Raw genomic sequence first — 19,962 nt, 5'->3', positions numbered from 1 at the left:
CGCCATCGATCGTTGGAGGTTGTCACGGGCATGAGCCGTCTGGTCTGCGTTTCCAATCGAATCAGTCTGCCGCGCAAATCCGCAGCCCCCGGCGGGCTGGCGGTGGGGGTACTGAACGCGCTCAAACGCACGGGCGGCCTGTGGTTCGGGTGGGGCGGCGAGACCGTCGATGAGGTTCCGGGCGATCCCGACCTGCACATCCGCGACGGCGTGACCTACGCGACCGTCGACCTGCGACGGCGCGAATTCGAGCTTTATTACAACGGCTACGCCAATCAGGTGCTCTGGCCGCTGTTTCACTACTTCCTGCGCAGCATGCGTTACAACGTCGACGAGCGCGATGCGTACGAAGACGTCAACCGGATGTTCGCGCAAAAGCTGCTGCCGCTGCTGGAGCCGCGCGATCTGATCTGGGTGCATGACTATCATCTGATCCCGCTCGGCCGGTATCTGCGTGAGGCCGGCGTGCGACGACCGCTCGGATTCTTTCTGCACATCCCGTTTCCGAACATCGAGATGTTGCGGGTGCTGCCGCCCTATGCCGAGCTGCTGCGCGACCTCACCTGTTATGACGTCGTGGGGTTCCAGACCGAGAACGACCTCCAGGCGTTTTATTCAGGCATCGAACATCTCTTCGGTGCAGAAGCGATCCGTGGCGATGGACGCATCCGTGTCGGTGATCGGGTCATCCGTGCCGAAGTATTTCCGATTGGCGTCGATGTCGCGACGACACAGAACGAAGCGATGGAAGCGATGTCGTCCGACGTCGTGCGTCGCATGTACGACAGCCTGATGGGCCGCCAGTTGATGGTCGGCGTCGATCGTCTCGACTACAGCAAGGGACTCGTCGAACGTTTCTCTGCCTATCAGCACTTTCTCGAGACCTATCCGGAAAACGTCGGCCGCATCACCTACCTGCAGATTGCGCCGCTCTCGCGTTCCGACGTGAAGGCATACGTGGAGATCCGGCAGGCGCTCGAACAGGCCTCGGGACGTACCAACGGCCGCTTCGCCAATACGGACTGGACGCCGATCCGCTATCTGAACCGCAATTTCCCGCACGCGACCCTCATGGGCCTGCTGCGCTCGGCCCACGTCGGCATCGTCACGCCGCTGCGCGACGGCATGAATCTCGTCGCGAAGGAATTCGTCGCCGCGCAGAACCCCGACGATCCGGGTGTGCTGATCCTGTCGAATCTCGCTGGCGCCGCCCGCGAGCTGAGTTCGGCGTTGCTGGTGAATCCCTACGACACGCGCGCCGTCGGCAACACCCTGCAGGCGGCGCTATCGATGGCGTTGCCGGAGCGCCGCGAACGTCACGCTGCGATGCTGCAGACTCTCAAACGCAACGACATTGCGGCATGGTCACGGCGCTTCGTCGAAGCGCTGGAGAAAGTCGACGCCGCAGAATCGCGAGTGCGTGCCATCGGCAACAGTGTTTAAGTCCTCTCCGGTCCCGCATCCAGCGCTGCGCTTTGCTGCCACACGCGCTGAACCGGCACGGCGAGTTCGAGACCTTCCTTGTCCAGCATTTCGATCACGCGCAGGTTGATGTCCTGCTGGATATCCATGTAGACGCCGTAGTCGGCCGTAGTCACGTAGTACACCGTTTCGAAATCGAGCGAGCCGGCGCCGATGCGCGAGAAATGCGCGCGATCGAAGCGGGTGTTCTTTTCCGACTCGACGATGGCGCGTAGTGCAGCGGGGATGCTCTTGAGTTTCTCCGGAGGCGAATCCAGCGCCACGGCCACGGTGAAGGCGATGCGGCGTTCGCGCATCCGGCCGAAATTCCGCACCCGGCTGGAGAGCAGGTCCGCGTTCGACATGACGATCTGTTCGCCGTTCACGCTGCGCAGACGCACGCTCTTGATGCCGATCTGTTCGACCGTGCCATTGAAGTCGCCGACGGCGATGGCGTCGCCGACGACGAAGGGCCGGTCGAGGGTGATCGACAGCGACGCGAGCAGGTCGCCGAGGACATTCTGAACCGCCAGGGCGACCGCGATACCGCCGATACCCAGACCGGCGACCAGCGCCGTGATGTTGACGCCGAGGTTGTCGAGCGTCAGCAGCAGCACGATCACCCAGATCAGGGCGCGGGCTACGAAGCCGATGATGCCGAAGGAGCCGGCAGCGGCGCGATCGTTGGCCATGGCCTGCTGTTGCTTGCGCGACAACCATGACGTTACGGCCGTGCTGACCCAGACGCCGACCTGCCAGAACGCGGAGATGGTGAGTGCCGTGAGCAGCAGCTTTGCCGGTTTCTCGGGCAGGGTCAGCAGGGAAAAACCCGCATAAAGCGACGCAATGAACAGAAACAGAGCACCCGTATTGCTGGCCACCTTCAGTGGCAGTTCCAGCAATTCGATCTGCGGCGTGGCCGCCAGGGTCTTGTAGCGACCGCGAATGACGCGTCGGGTCAGTAGCGTGATCAGTAGCACCCCGATCATTACGCTGGCGGCGAGTATCCACTGCCACACGGAATTACCGTAATAGCTCTGGTCGAGGAATCTTCCGACCTCGTTCATTCATTGTCTCCGCAAGGATAAGGATAAGGATAAGGACGGCGGCGGATCATAAACGCTGAAGGCGTCGTTACAAGAGAGGATGGGCCGGCGGGGTTCCGGTCTCCGCTGCGGAAGGACTCTGCTAGGATCTGGCGCAACGTGCTGCTCGAATCACAACAAACCGGCGACACTCTGGCTTTGCGCCTCAACGGCGACTGGTGCATCGAGAACATCGGTGAAGTCGACGCGGCGCTGGCCGGTATCGACGCAGGTTCCAGGCGGGTGAAGATCGACTGTTCGCGCGTGAACACGCTGGACCTCTCATGCGCGTGGATGCTGCAGCGTCGACTCGAGGCCATCCGTGCCGCTGGTGGCAACGTGGAATTCGCCGGCGATGAACCGCGTCATTTTCGCTTCCTGGTGGAAATGTCCGAGCGTGGTCAGGGCAAGCCCCGCAAGACCGAGGAAGAATCGACCACACTGCTGCATGGTGTGGCATGGATCGGCCGTCGCGCCGTCCAGCAGGCGACGCAGACCCGCGATGCCGTCGGCTTTTTCGGGCGCGTCGCCGCCACGATGCTGCGATCGATGCGCAGCGTGCGCAGTCTGCGGCTGCCATCGATCACGCGACACATTTACGAGACCGGCATCCAGGCGATCCCGATCGTCTCGCTCATCGCCTTTCTGATCAGCGTCATCGTCGCCTACCTCGGCGCGCAACAGTTGAGCCAGTTCGGGGCCGAGATCTACACGGTGGATCTCGTAGCCATCGCCGTGCTGCGCGAGATGGGCGTGTTGCTGACCGCGATCATCGTTGCGGGCCGTTCCGGCAGCGCGTTTGCTGCCGAGATCGGCGTAATGCGGCTCAACGAAGAAGTCGACGCGCTGCAATCGATGGGAGTCGATCCCTACGAGGTACTGGTGCTGCCGCGCCTCATCGGTCTGGTGATCGCGCTGCCATTGCTGACCATCATTGCCGATGCGATGGGACTCGCTGGCGGCGCGTTGCTGTCGTCGGCATTGCTCGACATCTCGCTGACGCAATTCATTCCGCGGGTCCAGGCCGCGCTTGCGCCGACGACCTTCTGGGCAGGCTTCATCAAGGCGCCGGTGTTTGCGTTGTTGATTGCCATGGTCGGCACGTACCGCGGCCTGCAGGTGCGGGATTCGTCGAAGGAACTTGGCCGCCTGACGACCGTTGCGGTCGTGCAGTCGATCTTCCTGGTGATCTTCGCCGATGCGATTTTTGCGGTGGTGTATGTACAGCTCGATTTCTAGGCCGACTGGCCAACTGGCAAACCGGGCTCTGGCCAGAGCCGCAAATCGGTAGGACCAGGATGCCGTCGCAGACACCCAATCGTGCTTCTTCTGGCCAGCAGCCCGTTGCCAGCGACCAGTCGGCTTCTCCCGTGATTTCCGTCCGCAACGTCGTCAACCGCTTCGGCTCGCAGGTCGTGCACGACGGTGTGAGCCTTGATGTATTCCCTGGCGAGGTGCTGGGTATCGTCGGTGGTTCGGGCAGCGGCAAGTCGGTGCTGCTGCGAACCATGCTTGGATTGCATCGTCCGAGCGCTGGTCAGGTGATCATCGAAGGCAGGGACATCACGCAGATGTCCGCCGACGAGTTGCTGGCGGTCAAACGCAGCTACGGCGTGACGTTCCAGCATGGCGCGCTGTTCAGTTCGCTCACGGTCGCGCAGAACATTCAGCTGCCCATCAACGAATTCTTCGATGTGTCGGAGACGACGCTCGCAGCCCTGGCGGAACTGCGTCTGCGGATGGTGGGTCTGTCGCCCGATGCAGGACCGAAGCTGCCGTCGCAGTTGTCGGGCGGCATGATCAAGCGTGCGGCGTTGGCGCGGGCCCTGGCGCTCGATCCGACGCTGCTGTTCCTGGATGAGCCGACCGCCGGTCTGGACCCCATCTCGGCTGCCGAGTTCGATGAGCTGGTGCTCTACCTGCAGCGGGGGCTGAACCTGACGGTGGTGATGATTACGCACGACCTCGACACACTGGTCACCACTTGCGATCGGGTAGCCGTGCTCATTGACAGGAAAATCGTGGTCGATACGCTCGAAGGCATCATGGCGAACCCGCATCCCTGGATTCAGGAATACTTTCACGGTCCCCGCGCCCGGGCGGTGCAGGCGCCGAAGGAAAAGCAATGAAGGATGGCTGGTAACCCCATGGAACGCGAAGCCAACTACGTTGCCGTCGGTGCCTTCATCCTGCTCGTCATCGCGATGGGGGTGGGCTTCGTGCTCTGGTACACGGATGCCAGCGATTCGCGCGACTACGAAACGTACGAGATCTATTTTGCAGGCAGCGTCAGCGGCCTCGAGCGCGGTGGGCCGGTTCGCTACCTGGGTGTCGATGTAGGGCGCGTGCGGCGCATCGACATCGATCGTGAGAATCCCGGCCGCGTCGCGATCACGGTCGACATCAATGGCGCCACGCCGATTTCCTCGGCGACGCGCGCCAGCCTTGGATTACAGGGCGTCACGGGTCTGCTGTACATCAATCTCAAGGAAGTGCCGGACGTCAACAAGACGGCCGATCTCAAGAAGGGCAAACGTTATCGGGTGATCGAGTCGGTCGCGTCCGATTTCGACGCCTTCCTCGCCAGCGTGCCCGAGCTCATGTCGAAGGCGAACTCCCTGCTCGAGCGTGTCAGCCGGGTGTTGTCGGACGACAACCTCAATGCATTGTCACAGACGATGGCGAGCTTGCGCGACGCGTCGGCCGGATTGCCACAAAGCTCACGCAACGTGGAGAAGCTTATCGCAGAGATGCACGCTACGGTCGTCGAGATTCACGGGGCTGCCGAAGGTCTGCGCGGCATCACCACCGACGCTCGGCCCGAGCTGCGTGCTGCCGTCGAGCGCATCGGTCGGGTGGCGGAGAACCTGGAGAAGGTGTCGACCCGCATCGATCGTTTCGCTGCCGACAGCGAAGTGCAGCTCGGTCACTTCACCACCAACGGCCTGTTCGAAGTGGAGCGTCTGGTCCGCGAGACACGGTCGGCCGCGCGCGAGTTCCGCGACCTGTCGCGCAGCCTGCAGGAAAATCCCTCCCAGATTCTGTATGAGCCGCCGGTGAGCGGCATCGAGATAGCGAAATGAGTCAGAGGGTTACAGTGAGATGGCGCAGCCTCGCCGCCGTCGCCATCGTGGCGATGACGACGTCCGCCTGCGGTTCACTGCTCGAAAGCCAGTTGCCGGCAGTGACGCGCTATGTGATCGCCACGCCGCCGCCTGCCGCCAGCGCCTCTGTGTCGGCTGCCTCGCAGGTGGGTCTTGCGGTGGGCCGTCCCGATGTCGCGCCGGGTCTGGACACCGATCGCATCGCGGTGATTCGCGGTCACGAACTCGATTACTACCGCGCTGCCCTGTGGCGCGGCACGGTGCTCGACACGGTGCAGGCTTTCCTCGTCACCACCCTGCAAGACCAGAAATTGTTTCGCAATGTCGCCTCCGAACAGGCCCGCATCGGCGGCGAGTATCTTCTCGATACTGAAGTGCGTGATTTCCAGGCCGAGTATGTCGATGGCGCCGCCATCCCGACCGTGCGCGTGACCCTGATCGGTCGTGTGATCCGCATTCGCGACCGGAAGCTGATCGATACCATCGCCGTCACGACCACCCGCCCGGCGACCGAGAACCGATTGGCAGCCGTCGCCACTGCGTTCGAAGCGGCGATGCAACAGGTGTCCCTGGAGATTGCGAGCAAGACCGCGGCCATCATCGCGGCGGATCGCGAGCAGGCTCCCGAAAGAACATAGACGATCACAGAGCTGGAGCCGGAGAACGGGAAACACGGGGTGGAAGAAATCAGGGACGGTCTGATTATTCCAAATCAGTCATTCCCGCGGGCCGCCTGCGCCCCGTGGGATTCCCGTTGTAACGGGAGTGACGGATCAATCAGAGATTCCTTGGATTTCGTAGCCTTCTCCTTGCCCCGTGTTACCCCGTGGAGATCTTCCGTTTGATACTCCTGGGTCAGCCGCTGTTGCGCAGCGCGGTTGCCACCGCGTTGATCGACAGCTGAATGCCTTCGCGCACGCGTGCATCGGACTCGCCGCTGCGATGACGCTTCAGTAGCTCCACCTGCAGCAGATTCAGCGGTTCGATATACGGCAGGCGCAGCCGGATCGATTCATCGAGCACCTGGTTCTTCTCCAGCAATCGCGATTGTTGCGTGATGCTCAGCAGGCAATCGTGGGTTTCGGTCCAGGCAGCGCGGATCTGGTCGAAGATTCGCGTCGCCAGGGTCTGGTCCTGCACCAGCGTCGCGTAACGCTGTGCGATCGCCATGTCGGATTTCGCCAGCACCATTTCCAGGTTGTCGAGCGTCGCCTTGAAGAACGGCCAGGCCTGCGCCATCTCGCGTAACAGGGCCTGATCGGGGAACGTCTTCAATGCGTGGCCCACGCCGTACCAGCCCGGCAGCATGACGCGTGCCTGCGCCCAGCTGAACACCCAGGGAATCGCGCGCAGATCTTCGATGCGATCCGACTTCGTCCGCGATGCGGGGCGCGAGCCGATTTTCAATTCGGCAATCTCGAGCAAGGGCGTCATCTGCCGGAAGAATGTCTTGAAGCCATCGGTCTCGTACACCAGGCCGCGGTAACTCTTGAAGGCCACGGCGGATATTTCCTCCATCGCCCGCGTGAAATGCGCCTTCTCGGGACTCGATGCGAGCGGCTGCTTGAACGAGCTCAGCAAGGTCGCGGAGGCGATCGACTCGAGATTCAGCGCTGCGCCTTCGCGGGTTCCATACTTGGCCGCGATGACCTCGCCCTGTTCGGTGATGCGGATCCTGCCTTGCACGGTGCCAGCCGGCTGCGCACGGATCGCGGCGAACGACGATCCGCCGCCGCGACCGACGGCGCCGCCGCGGCCGTGAAAGATCTGCATCGCTGTCTGCGTTTCCTCGAAGGCCGCGGCCAGTTCACGCGTGGCGCGATTGAGGCTCCAGACCGAAGTGAGATAACCGCCGTCCTTGTTGGAGTCGGAATAGCCGACCATGACTTCCTGGTAACCGCGCTGGTCGGCCGCCTGCCGGATTTCGGGCAAGGCCAGCCAGGCACGCATGATGTTCGCGGCGCGCTCCAGATCACCGATGGTCTCGAACAGCGGCACCACCATGATCCCGGCGGAGCCCGGCTGATTCGGTCGATACAGCCCCGCTTCTTTCAGCAGGACATTCACCTCCAGCATGTCGGAGACGCTTTCGCACTTGGAGATGATGTACGTCGTGATGGCCGCCGCACCGTACATTTCGTGCGCCTTTGCGGCGGCATGCACGATGGCGAGTTCCGATCGCGTCTCATCGGCGTACGTCGCAAAGGGACTGGCCAGCAACCGTTCGCTTGCCAGTTCGGTACGCAGCAGCGTCACGCGCGCCGCTTCGTCCAGCGCGAGGTAGTCCTGTTCGACCCCGGCGACCTTGAGCAGATCGGCGACGACGCGTGCGTGCACGTCGGAGTTCTGTCGCAGATCGAGCGTCGCCAGATGCCAGCCGAACGTTTCGACGGCGCGGATCAATCGTCCCAGTGCGCCGCCCGTGGCCAGCAGGCCTGCACCACCTTCGCGCAACGACACTGCGATAGACACCAGATCGGTCCGCAGCGCTTCGACGTTCTCGTACGGTTCGCCAGTCGAGGATGCCGGACGCGGCGGTGCATGCCCGAGCAGCTTCTTATAAGTAGCGGTCAACCGGGCGTAGATCCCAATGACGGCGCGCCGGTAGGGTTCGTCGGCGCGCCCGGGACTGGTGTCGCCGCTGTTCTTCGCCAGCACCAGTACGGCTTCACTGGCGTTCGCAAGTTCGGTCGACAGGGACAGCTCCTGTCCGAGTGCGTGCAGTTGATCGAGATAGCTTTCCAGGACGGCCTGCGACGAACGACCCAGTGCCAGCAGCAACGACGCGGCGGTCACATTCGGATTGCCGTCGCGATCGCCGCCGATCCAGCTGCCGAGACGCAAAAAGCTTTTCGGCCGATGCGCAAGCGCACGCTCCCAGCGCGCGTAAAGTCCGGGCAGCACCGGCATGAAGACATCGCGCAGATAGGTGAGCGCGATCTCGACTTCATCTGCCACGTAGAGCCGCTCGCGCCGCAGCGGTCGCGTCTGCCACAACAGGGCGATCTGCCGCAGGATCGCGGCATCGATGGCATCGCCCTCGGGCGTTTCCTCGCGGCCCAGGTCGCGATGCCGCATGAGTTCGGCGATGTGGTTGCGATGATCGATCATGCTTTTGCGCATGACCTCGGTCGGATGCGCCGTCAGCACCGGAACGATCAGCGCGCGATCGAGCAGATCCGCGGCGCGCTCGGCAGCGATTCCCTGCCCGGCCAGCTGCTGCAACGCCGAGGCGACGTCGTTCCCCGATTCGTTGAGGCGTCCCTGTCGATCCTCCGCCAGATTCGCCAGCATCGAAAACAGCATGAAGCCGCGAACGAAGGCCAGCGTGTCGTCGAGGGTCAGCGCATCGATGCCGCGCGCGAGCTGCGAGGCATCGGCAATACCGCGGTAGCTGTCGACCGAGCTGGCACGGATGTATTCGATGCGCTGGAAGATCTCGTTGCCGCCATAGGCGCGGATGACATCTCCAAGGAGTTTGCCGAGGTAGCGGATATCCGCGTTCTGAGTGATGGGTTTGACGACAGTGTTCATGGCTACGGCGCTCTGCGGGACATTCCCATTGTGCCTCGATCCGCAGCCATGCAAGAAGCTAACCCAAAGACGGAAGCAGAAGATTCTCCACGGGGGGCACGGGGATCACGGGGTCAAGAGGCAGTGACCCAAGGTTGCATCTCATCGGACCGCGATGTCGCGTGCGACTCATTACTGGTGGCCTGTCTAAATCCCCTCCACCCTGTGATCCCCGTGCTCCCCGTGGAGATCTTCTTCATGCTCTTGTCAGAAGGTGCTGAGTCCGGTTGCTTCCATGAACCGGTAGCGCCAGTAACGGGTGCGGCCGGTGTCCTGATAGGCGCCGAAGGAGGCGGTGAATTCGGTGCCTGGTGGGCCCTGGTTGTTCCAGAGACGGTCGAAGTACGCCTCCATCTGCGTCGCGAGCGGCGATTGCCGGCTGACTGCCACTGCGACATTGGCTTCGAGATTGTAGTTGCCGATGTTGCGGCGGGTCAGGTTGGCCGAGCCGAGCGACGCGATCAACCGATCGCCGTGGGTGATCAGTGCGAGTTTGGTATGGAACTGTTCGCCGTGCGTGCGATACCAGCGCACCTGGATGCGCTCGCCACTCTGTGTCACGAGTTCATTGGCGACCGGGCGATTGGGCACGCCATCCTTCTGCCTGCCGAACGCATCGCGATTAGGATCCAGAATGAGCTGCACCGTGACATTGCGTTGCGCCGCACGCAGCAGGCCGCTGACGATGCCGCGATCGGCAAGATAGAAGGTAGCGATCCGGATCGAGTCGCCGTTGCGGCTGGTGTCGATGGCGTCGAGCAGGTGATCGCGGATCGCCTTCTCGGTCACGTAAGCAAGTTGCACGGCCTTCGTGGGATCGGCGGGTGGTGCTTCCGGCGCGGCGGCCAGGATGTGTCCGTTCCAGCCGGAGAATCGCGCGATGCCGAGTTCGCTGGTCACCATGTCGAGTGCGAGCGCCCCGACGAATCGCAGGGCAACGTTCGAATGCCCGCTGCTGCCGTCGTGCGGATTCACGGAAGTCACCAGTGCGACCAGTTGTGCGTCAGCGCGATCGGCCACGATGAGCTTGCGGTGATTGGCTTTGAAATTCAGCAGTGCAAGCCAGCTGCGCAGACTGATCTTCGCGGGTTCCGTATCGAACGGATTGGGGAGCGAGCCTGCGCCCGGGCTATTCCCGAACCACTGGCCGAAAAGTCGCCACAAGGCAGAGTAGGCAGGATTCGAGTCGGGAAGCTCGCGCAGATCCGTCACCACGACCTGGATTCCGGCGCGACGCAAGTCGTCGAGCAGGGGCGACGGGACGCTGCCATAGACATCGTTGATGGGGTCGGTGATCAGCAGCACCGTCAATTCCGGCATCGCGGCCTTGCGGGCAATCAGGCGATCCGCCAGCTCGCGACTCAGCGCGCGATGCGGCGCCTCGGCCGCACCCATCAGATCGTTGAACAGGAAGAAGTCCGCGACGATGAACGTTTCCGCCTCATCGACGATGTGCAGCACCTCATCGAAGATCCGGTGTTCGTGCAGCGTCCCGCCACGCGGGTCGTTGTACGTCAGATCGGTGAGGAACTGCACGTTCTGCGGATCCAGCATCGCGGGTGCGCTGCGGACGGCGGTGCCGGGTGGCATCGGTCGTATGGTGTTCCAGGCACCGACTGCAGCCCACAGCAGGCCGAATCCCCACAAGACCCATCGCTTGCGAAACCTGCGGCGAGGCGCGACTTCCGTTTCGTTGTTGTTGTCCATGCGCTGAGGATTGTAGCCGACCCGATGCGGATCCATCTCGCGGTCTGGCAGATACCTCCACGACACACGCAAGTAATCGAACTGCCCGCGGGATCGGCTAAAGTCGGGCTCCGGCTATCTTCAGGAGACGTGGCCATGATCGATCACACCGGTCTCAGCGTCAGCGATTTTGCACGCAGCAAAGCCTTCTATGCGGCGGCACTCGAGCCGCTCGGTTATCAGATCATCATGGAGCTGAAGCCTGAAGATACCGGCGGCTATGCGGGGGCCGGTTTCGGCGTGCCGCCCAAGCCGGATTTCTGGATCGGCATGGGCAAGCCCAACGATCCACCGATTCACATCGCATTTCGTGCGGCAACCCGTGCAGTCGTGGACCGCTTCTACGAGGCAGCGATGGCGGCGGGCGGTCGCGATAACGGTCCACCCGGTCTGCGTCCGCACTATCACCCGGACTACTACGGTGCATTCGTGCTGGATCCCGATGGGCACAACATCGAAGCGGTGTGTCACGACCCCGCGTGATCGACACGCTGATTTGTCGTCATCGTCGTTCCCTGTTGCGCGAATCGAACTCGCCGGCGTACGGTTATCACCCACCAACGGCAGGAGACTTGCGTGAAGATCGATATCGGCATTCCAGAAAAACAACGCACCAAAGTGGCCGAGGGTCTGTCTCGCCTGTTGGCCGACAGCTATACGCTCTATCTCAAGACCCACAAGTTTCACTGGAACGTCACGGGACCGATGTTCCAGACGCTGCACCTGATGTTCGAAACCCAGTACACGGAACTGGCCACGGCAGTGGACCTGGTTGCCGAACGCATTCGTGCGCTGGGGTTCTATGCGCCCGGGAGCTATGCCGAGTTCTCGAAGCTGTCCTCGATCAAGGAAGCCGAGGGTGTGCCGAAAGCAGAAGACATGATCCGCGCGCTGGTCGAGGGTCAGGAAGCCGTGGTGCGCACGGCGCGGTCCATCTTCCCGATCGCCGAGAAGGCCGGCGACGAAGCCACGGCGGACCTGCTCACGCAGCGCATCCAGCTCCATGAAAAGACCGCATGGATGCTGCGCAGCCTGCTGGACAAGTAAAACGCGGCAAGCCGGAGAGGGAAGTCAGGTACACAAAGGAGCACAAAGACGAACATGAAGGAACGCAAAAATCTCTCTTCCGGAGAGAGGCCCTTGTGGTCCTTTGGGGTTCTCGTTTGTGCTTTTTTGCGTACCTGATTTCTCTTTACTCTTATCCCCTCGGCCTGCCGAACACCTGCGACCAGTAGATGCCGGTGTCGCTTTTCGGGTTCGTCGCATAGGCGATGCCCATCTCCGTGAACTTGTCGCTCATGATGTTGGCGCAATGGCCCGGACTCTTCAGCCAGCCATCCACGACCTTTTCTGCGCTGGTCGAACCGGCGGCGATGTTCTCTCCGACGCTGCGCCACGTGTAGCCGACTCGCGTGACGCGATCGGCGGCAGTGCTGCCATCGGAGCCCCGGTGCTCGAAGAAATTCCGGGTCGCCATGTCTTGTGAGTGAATCAGCGCAGCGCGCGTGAGCAGCGCAGACGCCTGCAGCGGTGGCGCTGCCGGGTACGATGTGCTGCCGCACTTGCGCGGTCTGGCTCGTGCCTCGTTGACGAGTACCAGTGCACGGTTACTGACGGCGCCTGCGTCACGAACAGCCGGTGCGCTGAAGGGCAGGGCGACCACCACATGAACTTCGCCGGGGCGTTGCACGAGACCGATCGTCGTGAAGGTGGGATCGGTCAGGGTTTCACAGTAGTTGCCGATGAGCGCGCGCAGCAGGGAAGATTCATTGCGTGCTCCTTCGATCCGCATCGATGCGGAGTTCTGTGCACGATAGCCCGTCCGGGTCAGCGCATCGCGCAGCCCTCCACCACGCGACCACTCCTGCGCGACTGCATCCAGTTCACGACTCGGTTTCAATGGCACGTCGACGGAACGACCCTCGCAGCCCTTGCGGCGCAGCTCATTGATGTCATCGACGAGGGACGCTGCCGCCGTGCCGGAAAGAAGCACACACGAGAGGGCAAAGACAGCGGTGTGCTTCAAGTGAGTCGCCTGGAGTGGTCCGCGGCAGCGATGGAACGGGTTTAGGCATGAGTATGCCGCGTTTCGCGTGTCGATGAGCGCGCGGTCCGCCCTCGCGCCGAACGTCGCTGAGGAGCGGCTGCTCCCGTCAGTTGCCTGATCGCGGGCAGCAGCGGGCGTGCAGACTGCTCGTAGTCCTGCCAGGCATCCGATTTGCCAAGCAATGACGGAACGGTGCGCAGCGTGTAACGCGAGGGGTCGAGACCGGCTTTCACCTGCGTCCAGGTCAGCGGCATCGACACCGTCGCGCCTGCGCGGACTCGCGGCGACAACGGGGCGACCGCGGTCGCCATCCGATCGTTGCGCAGGTAATCGAGGAAGATCTTGCCGACACGCAGCTTCTTCGACATGTTGATGAGATAGCGGGTGGGATCGTCCTGCGCCATCTGCCCGCACAGGGCCTGAGCAAACGCCTTTGCCTGCGACCACGGGACGGCTTTCCTGCCGCTGCTGTCGAGAGGCGTCACCACGTGCAGGCCCTTGCCGCCGGTGGTCTTGCAGAATGCAGTCAGGCCGAGCGCCTCGAGGCGCGCACGCAGTTCCTTCGCAGCGTCGATGACGGCAGTGAATGCGACGTCGGGACCGGGATCGAGGTCGAACACCAGCCGTCCCGGAACTTCAGGATCGCCGGGGCGGCAGTTCCAGGGATGCAGCTCGATACCGGCGGTCTGCGCCACGGCAATCAACGCCTCGCGCCGATCGATCTGCAGGTACGGCTTGTGATCGCCTTTCACCGTCGTCAGCGTGAGCAGGTTCGATGTGCCAGGCATCGCGTGACGTTGAAAGAACTGCTGCTCGCCGATGCCGTCGGGCGCACGAATCAGGGAGCAGGGGCGACCCTGGATGTGCGGCAGCATCCAGTCGGCGACGCTTTCGAAGTAGCGCGCCAGATCGAGCTTCGTGACTGGCCGATCATCGTTGGCATCGGGCCACAGCGGCTTGTCGGGACTCGACAGGGTCACGCCCATGACGACGCTCCCGTGCGTGGCGGAACCCGGTGTCGTTGCGCGTGACCGTTTCGATATCCTGGGTTTCGCGAGCGCCGTCGATTCGGCCGGCGCCGGTTTCTCTGCGATGACATCGGCGGCTGACTTGTCGGCGCGCAGACCTTTGAATGCCGCCTGCCGCACATTGCCCGCGCCAGTCCAGCCGGCGAATTCGATTTCCGCAACGAGGTCGGGTTTCACCCAGCGGATGTCGCTGGCAGCGCGCGGCGCATTGGCGCCGCCGAAGGGGCTCTCATTGCTCTTCAGTGCTTTGAGTTGCGGCGTCAGCTTGCTGGCTTTCTCGCGGCCGAAGCCCGTCCCGACGCGACCGACATAGACGAGGTGAGCGCCGCGCTGCACCCCGACGAGCAACGAGCGCAACTGGCCGGCTGCATGAGTCCATCCGCCAATCACGACTTCCTGCCCCGCCCGGCATTTCGATTTGACCCAGTCGCCATTGCGCGCCGATCGATAGGGCGAATCGAGCCGTTTGGAAATGATGCCTTCGAGGTTCATGCGGCAGGCCGATTGCAGTACTGCGTCGCCTGCCGTTTCAAAGTGATCGACGTAACGAATCAGTCGCGAGCGATCCCGATGCTTCGCCAACATGTCCTGTAGTGCTGCCTTGCGTTCGCGCAACGAGTGCCGTCGCAGGTCCTGGTCTTCCAGAACCAGCAGGTCGAAGGCGAAGAAAATCAGGTCGTCGCTGTCGCCTTCGGACAGCGCAGCCTGCAGTGCGGCGAAATCCGGCGAGCCCTGGTCATCGAGTGCCGCGACTTCGCCATCGATGATGCAATCCGGCAGACGCGCCGCCGCGGCAGCAATGGCCGGAAATTTCTCCGACCAGTCGAGCCCCTTGCGCGTACGTAACGTCGCCGCGCCATCGACGACACGCAGTTGCAGTCGATAGCCATCGAATTTCACTTCGTGCTCCCAGCCCTCGCCGGACGGCGGACGGTCCACCAGTTTGCACAGCTCCGGTTCGATGAACTCCGGCAAGCTGGCATTGCTCCGCGATGTCTTCTTTTTTCCGGCCGGGCTCACTTTCCTGCTCTCGTCCTTGCCGGACTGCCACACCGCGTCCGCCTTCGCGTCGGCGCCCGCCAGCATGAATGGCTTCGGTGCGGCGCCCTTGCCAGCAGCAATTGCGGCCATGCTGCGTCGGGACGCGATCGACCGATCTTCGTTGAGCAGTTTTTCCGCGGCGCTGCGTTCGCGCGCGTAGTCGTCGCGATGCTTGATGAGGAGCCAGTTGTTGCGTTTGCCGCCGTTGCGATCGTGTTTCATGCGCACCAGCACCCAGCTGCCGCCCAGGCGCTCGCCGTCCAGCGTGAACTTGAGTTCGCCCTTGCGCAGCTGTTCCTGTGGATCAAGGTCCCCTTCAGGTTTCCAGTACCCGCGATCCCACAGTTGCACGGTACCGCCGCCATACTCGCCCGCAGGGATGGTCCCCTCGAAGTCGCCGTAATCCAGCGGATGATCCTCCACCTCGACGGACAATCGCTTGTCCTGCGGATTCAGTGAAGGTCCACGGGTGACAGCCCAGGATTTGAATACACCGTCCAGCTCCAGCCGCAGGTCGTAGTGCAGGCGCCGCGCCGCATGCTTCTGAATCACGAATCGCAATTTCTGCGATTCCCGAACCGGTAACTTGCCGCTAGGCTCCGCTGTCCTTGCGAAGTTGCGTTTGGCGCGATAGGTCGACAGTTTGCGGTTGCTGCGCGTGGCCATGCGGACCTCCGGGGTGCAAATATCGTTACTATCGGGGAACGCCCTGCGAGGCCGGACGTTCCTTGCGATGCGATCGTCCGTGGCTCCAACGACTCATGAAAGACTTCTCGTGCGTCATCGAGAATGCCTGGCGTTCCTTGCTGTTTCGGAGAATCAAGATGACTCGTAGCAATGTTCTGGTCGCCGCAGCGCTGGCCAGCCTGTCGGTGTCGAGCGTGGTCGTCGGCGCCGAGCGCCTCAATGTGAAGACCGGCTTGTGGGAGATCGAGTCGCTGACGCAGATGGGCGGAGTCATGCCCCTGTCCAGGGACCTGAAGGCGCGGCTGACACCGGCGCAGATCGCGAAGATGCAGGCCGACTGGAAAGCGTCCGCCGCAGAAGGTCCGGACCGCGACGTCTCGCGCGAATGCATCACCGAGAAGGATCTGGCGCAACCGTTCAGTTCTGCTGACAGCAAGAACTGTCGCCAGACTATCGTCAACACGTCGCGTACCACGCAGGAGGTGCGCATGGTGTGCGAAGGCGAGCATCGCGGCAGCGGGCTCCTCAAGGTGAACGCACCCACGCCCCAGACGATGACGGCCTCGCTCGAACTGAAGTTCGGCGAAGGCACTGACATGTTCACCATGAAAGGCTCGATGAAAGGTCGCTGGCTCAGCGACGATTGCGGCGACGAGGCCGACAACGGCGACATGTCATCGGACCAGGATGATGAACCCTCGGACGATGTCGAAGAGGAAGACGAGGAATAACCAGCCGTTCGAGTGTCAGGAGAAGCTGAAGATTTCCACGGGGAGCACGGGGTGACACGGGGCAGGAAAAAGGCGCCGATACCCCGCGGATCCGAATCCCATGCCTTGGCCAGGTAGTGGCTCGCTATCGCCTTCACGGGAGCTTCCCGTATGCTGCCGCGTACTCAAGCGGAGGCTCGCCATGACGCAGATCAATCACCAGTTCCGTCTTGCGGCACGGCCGGTGGGCATGCCAAAGCGTACCGACTGGAAGTACGTCGAAGAACCGGTGCGCCAGCCCGGCGACAACGAAGTGCTGGTGAAGACGCTGTATCTCTCGCTCGATCCCGCCATGCGCGGCTGGATGAACGAAGGCAAGTCCTATATCGCGCCGGTCGAGATCGATGCCGTGATGCGTGCCGGTGGCGTCGGCAAAGTCATCGCATCGCGACATCCGGACTTCAAGGAAGGCGACGAGGTCTACGGCACGCTCGGCGTGCAGGAATTTGCAACGGTCCAGGGCAAGACGTTGACGAAGGTCGACAGCGGGCTCGCGCCGCTGCCCGTGTACCTGGGCACGCTCGGCATGCCGGGCATGACCGCCTATTTCGGATTGCTGGAAGTCGGTAAGCCGCAGCCGGGTCAGACGGTCGTTGTTTCCGGCGCGGCTGGTGCAGTCGGCTCCGTCGTCGGCCAAATCGCCAGGATCAAGGGATGCCGTGTCGTTGGCATCGCAGGCGGTGAGCAGAAGTGTGACTACATCGTCAACCAGCTCGGCTTCGACGCGGCGATCGATTACAAATCGCAGGACGTCAAGAAAGCGCTGCGGGAACACTGCCCGAACGGCATCGACGTTTATTTCGACAACGTCGGCGGCGACATCCTCGACGCCGCGCTTACGCGCCTCGCGCGCAACGCACGCATCGTCATCTGCGGTGCGATCTCGCAATACAACGCCACCTCGGCCGTGAAAGGCCCCTCGAACTACATGTCGCTGCTGGTGAACCGCGCCAGCATGACTGGCATGGTGGTGTTCGATTACGCCGACCGTTACGCCGACGCAATGCGTGAGATGGCAGGCTGGCTCGCCGCCGGCAAACTCAAGACCCGCGAAGACATCGTCACCGGCATCGAGACCTTTCCCGAGACACTGTTGAAACTGTTCAAGGGCGAGAACCTCGGCAAGCTGGTGCTCAAGGTCGCCTGAAGGAACGGAAGTAAGGAGTTCACACGGAAGGCACGCAGTAAGGAGTTTCTGCAGCACGTTCTTATGCTTCCCCCCACCGCCGGGTGCTCCGGAACCGCGTGTGAAATCCGGGGGCATTTTCCAAAGCGCGAGTCGATCGACAGTCCCGTGCGCAGGAGATGACCCTCAGTCAACCAGCCGCTGCTGGGCCTTTCGTCTGCAATACGCGACGGGATCTGGAAAAAATCCCTGGCTGTTGCGCTGCGTAAATCCAGCGTCCGCCTTCGCAGACTCGCGCGGGGATTTCAAGTAGTCGACGTGCCGGCCGTGTTCCGTATACTCGCCCGCTTTTGCGGCAGGCCGTCTTTCATCATGTGGTTCAAGAATCTCATCATCTATCGCCTGCCTGACGGCTGGACCATGCCAATGGTCGAACTCGAGAGCCGGTTGTCGAACCGGCCGCTGCAGCCCTGCAACAGTTTCGAGATGTTCAGCCGCGGCTGGGTGCATACCAGCAGCGCGCAGCGCTACGTGCACACCACCAACGGCCAGCACCTCATCGCGCTTGGCGTCGAACAGAAACTGCTGCCGTCGTCGATCATCAAGCAGGTTGCCGACGAGCGCGCCGCAGAGCTGGCGCTGGAGCAGGGATTCCCTGTCGGTCGTCGCCAGATGCGCGAGCTGAAGGAGAAGGTGGGCGAAGAGCTGCGCGCCCGCGCGCTCTCACGTCGTCGCGTAACCCGCGCCTGGATCGATCCGGTCAACGGCTGGTTTGTCGTCGATGCCGCAGGTGGTGCGCGCAGCGACGAACTCGTCGAGACATTGCGCGATACGCTCGGCAGCCTGCCGGTGCATTTCCTGGAAACGCAGCTGGTACCGCATTCGTCGATGGGCGCGTGGCTGGCGCTGGGTGATGCGCCGCTGCGATTCACGATCGATCACGACCTCGAGTTGCAGACGGCCGACAAGACGAAAGCGACGGTGCGCTATGTACGGCATCCTCTCGAAGGCAAGGAAATCCAGGAGCACGTGGCCGGCGGCAAGTATGTGACGCGCCTCGGGCTCACCTGGAACGATCGCATCTCCTTCGTGCTCACCGACAAGCTGCAGGTCAAGCGTGTGGAATTCCTCGAGATCGCGAAGGACTCGTCCGACAACGAAGGCCTCTCGCCCGAAGAACAGTTCGACATCGACTTCCTGCTCATGACCGGCGAGCTCTCGCAGATGCTGAGCGACCTGCGCGAAGCGCTGGGCGGCGAACCGAAAAAAGCAGAACAGAAGGCGGCCTGATCAGCGAGGAACGGATCAGCCGACGGACGGATCGATCCACCCGGGCGGCGGCTCCACCGGCTGCTGCCCCCAGCGAACGACAGTGAGAAAGACATCCTGCTCGCGGCGCAGGGTCGTCATCAGCTTGATCAGTTCACGGGAGAATTTCTCCTGATCCGCCTGCGTCGCGATGATCTGGCCCGCGGTCTCGCGCTGGTAGCGTGAACGTCTGATCTGAGTATCGATCTGCTCGGCTTCCGCAGACCCTGGCGTCGCCAGCTTCTGCTGCATGGACAGGCCGAGACCTTCCGCGATGAGAGAATCGCCACGCGTGAGCACAGTCGCGATGGTGCGGCACCGCTGTGCGGTGGCGGGATTGCTGTTGGCCCCGGTGAGGCATGCGTCGCTCAGCGGCTTGAATGCCGGCAAAGCCACCGTGGACAACCAACCGATCGCATAGTTGAGGCTGGTCGCTATGAGATCTGGCGTGGTGGGTCCCATGTGTGCCGCTGTGTTCGCGCTCATGACGATCGCCGCCTTCGAGACGAGCGAATTCCAATAGATATCAAAGCGCTCAGCTCGGCTCATCCGATCGAGAATTTCATTCTCTGCAGCGGTATCCCCGCTGTTGCGGGCCCGGCCGAGTGCGCCGAGCCAGACGGCCGCATTGTTCGGGTCGAGCCGTCGCAGCCGCGCATCGGCTGATTCCGGCTGACAGCCGGGGACGCCTGTGCATACCTGCGCGTACAGCCAGGCGATGTCCGGCCGGTCCGGCGCCTTGTCGAACGCCATCTGGATCAAGGGCAAGGCGCTTGGGAGGTCCAGATGTTGCCCTGCTCGCTGCATTGCGTCGGCGACCAGAGCGTCGGGGGATGCCGACGACTTGCTGCGGTTGCTTTCTTGCGGCTGTGAAGGCGTAGAGCCACACGCACCGAGCACCAGCATCAGGGTGATGCCGATGATCCGCAACGTAATATGTCTGATGTGCATGGTGGCGTTCAGTCTAGCAGTGCGTCATTCACTTT

General features: G+C 62.6%; 16 protein-coding genes. 10 read left to right on the top strand and 6 right to left on the bottom strand.

The features are described from left to right. Positions 1-30 precede the first annotated feature (30 nt). Positions 31-1,443: an alpha,alpha-trehalose-phosphate synthase (UDP-forming) gene (locus VIZ63_RS05825; RefSeq protein ID WP_331608587.1), complete on the top strand. Its 1,413-nt coding sequence runs from the start codon at positions 31-33 to the stop codon at positions 1,441-1,443. On the opposite strand, the gene VIZ63_RS05820 is transcribed toward VIZ63_RS05825, so the two are convergent. Next, a complete protein-coding gene (locus VIZ63_RS05820) occupies positions 1,440-2,528 on the bottom strand; it encodes a mechanosensitive ion channel family protein (protein ID WP_331608586.1) in 1,089 nt (362 codons plus the stop codon). The genes VIZ63_RS05825 and VIZ63_RS05820 overlap by 4 nt on opposite strands. A 138-nt stretch (positions 2,529-2,666) precedes the next feature. Between VIZ63_RS05820 and VIZ63_RS05815 the strand changes: the two genes are divergently transcribed. The 4 genes from VIZ63_RS05815 (at position 2,667) to VIZ63_RS05800 (ending at position 6,288) form a co-directional block, all read left to right on the top strand. Continuing rightward, a complete protein-coding gene (locus VIZ63_RS05815; RefSeq protein ID WP_331608585.1) occupies positions 2,667-3,785 on the top strand; it encodes an MlaE family lipid ABC transporter permease subunit in 1,119 nt (372 codons plus the stop codon). Positions 3,786-3,916: 131 nt separating this feature from the next. Next, positions 3,917-4,675, top strand: a complete 759-nt coding sequence (locus VIZ63_RS05810) for an ABC transporter ATP-binding protein (protein ID WP_331608584.1) — start codon at positions 3,917-3,919, stop codon at positions 4,673-4,675. An 18-nt stretch (positions 4,676-4,693) separates the two neighbouring features. Then, positions 4,694-5,629: an MlaD family protein gene (locus tag VIZ63_RS05805; RefSeq protein WP_331608583.1), complete on the top strand. Its 936-nt coding sequence runs from the start codon at positions 4,694-4,696 to the stop codon at positions 5,627-5,629. After that, on the top strand, positions 5,626-6,288 hold the full coding sequence (locus VIZ63_RS05800) for an ABC-type transport auxiliary lipoprotein family protein (RefSeq protein WP_331608582.1): 663 nt from the start codon (positions 5,626-5,628) through the stop codon (positions 6,286-6,288). The genes VIZ63_RS05805 and VIZ63_RS05800 overlap by 4 nt, the downstream gene beginning before the upstream one ends. Positions 6,289-6,505: 217 nt before the next feature. Here the strand turns inward: VIZ63_RS05800 and ppc are convergent, their stop codons facing one another. Next, positions 6,506-9,184: a phosphoenolpyruvate carboxylase gene (gene ppc, locus VIZ63_RS05795; protein ID WP_331608581.1), complete on the bottom strand. Its 2,679-nt coding sequence runs from the start codon at positions 9,182-9,184 to the stop codon at positions 6,506-6,508. A gap of 246 nt (positions 9,185-9,430) precedes the next feature. Continuing rightward, complete coding sequence (locus VIZ63_RS05790; RefSeq protein WP_331608580.1) at positions 9,431-10,966, bottom strand: phospholipase D-like domain-containing protein; 1,536 nt, start codon at positions 10,964-10,966, stop codon at positions 9,431-9,433. 99 nt (positions 10,967-11,065) lie between these two features. Between VIZ63_RS05790 and VIZ63_RS05785 the strand changes: the two genes are divergently transcribed. Both VIZ63_RS05785 and VIZ63_RS05780 read left to right on the top strand, forming a co-directional pair. Continuing rightward, the gene (locus tag VIZ63_RS05785; protein WP_331608579.1) at positions 11,066-11,452 is read left to right on the top strand and encodes a VOC family protein; all 387 of its coding nucleotides are present in this window, start codon (positions 11,066-11,068) and stop codon (positions 11,450-11,452) included. Between the two features lie 93 nt (positions 11,453-11,545). Next, positions 11,546-12,016: a Dps family protein gene (locus VIZ63_RS05780; RefSeq protein ID WP_331608578.1), complete on the top strand. Its 471-nt coding sequence runs from the start codon at positions 11,546-11,548 to the stop codon at positions 12,014-12,016. A gap of 151 nt (positions 12,017-12,167) precedes the next feature. On the opposite strand, the gene VIZ63_RS05775 is transcribed toward VIZ63_RS05780, so the two are convergent. Together VIZ63_RS05775 and ligD are read right to left on the bottom strand one after the other, a co-directional pair. Next, positions 12,168-12,995: a CAP domain-containing protein gene (locus VIZ63_RS05775; RefSeq protein ID WP_331608577.1), complete on the bottom strand. Its 828-nt coding sequence runs from the start codon at positions 12,993-12,995 to the stop codon at positions 12,168-12,170. 41 nt (positions 12,996-13,036) lie between these two features. Then, positions 13,037-15,751 carry a DNA ligase D gene (gene ligD / locus VIZ63_RS05770; RefSeq protein ID WP_331608576.1) on the bottom strand — a complete coding sequence of 905 codons (2,715 nt, stop codon included), beginning with the start codon at positions 15,749-15,751 and terminating at the stop codon, positions 13,037-13,039. 158 nt (positions 15,752-15,909) lie between these two features. Here ligD and VIZ63_RS05765 point away from each other — a divergent pair, with 158 nt between their 5' ends. The 3 genes from VIZ63_RS05765 (at position 15,910) to VIZ63_RS05755 (ending at position 18,958) form a co-directional block, all read left to right on the top strand. Beyond that, positions 15,910-16,503 (top strand): DUF3617 domain-containing protein, encoded by a 594-nt coding sequence (locus VIZ63_RS05765; protein ID WP_331608575.1) that lies wholly within the window; start codon positions 15,910-15,912, stop codon positions 16,501-16,503. A gap of 181 nt (positions 16,504-16,684) precedes the next feature. Next, a complete protein-coding gene (locus VIZ63_RS05760; protein WP_331608574.1) occupies positions 16,685-17,689 on the top strand; it encodes an NADP-dependent oxidoreductase in 1,005 nt (334 codons plus the stop codon). A 351-nt stretch (positions 17,690-18,040) separates the two neighbouring features. Further along, positions 18,041-18,958 carry a recombination-associated protein RdgC gene (locus tag VIZ63_RS05755; protein ID WP_331608573.1) on the top strand — a complete coding sequence of 306 codons (918 nt, stop codon included), beginning with the start codon at positions 18,041-18,043 and terminating at the stop codon, positions 18,956-18,958. A gap of 15 nt (positions 18,959-18,973) precedes the next feature. Here VIZ63_RS05755 and VIZ63_RS05750 read toward each other — a convergent pair whose 3' ends face one another. Beyond that, entirely contained in the window at positions 18,974-19,927 is a 954-nt protein-coding gene (locus VIZ63_RS05750) for a hypothetical protein (protein WP_331608572.1), read from the bottom strand. Positions 19,928-19,962 lie beyond the last annotated feature (35 nt).

The organism is Povalibacter sp., assembly GCF_036520495.1.
Lineage (GTDB): Bacteria > Pseudomonadota > Gammaproteobacteria > Steroidobacterales > Steroidobacteraceae > Steroidobacter.
Note: the sequence above shows the minus strand (reverse complement) of the source record. Positions and strands in the feature narration are given on the sequence as shown.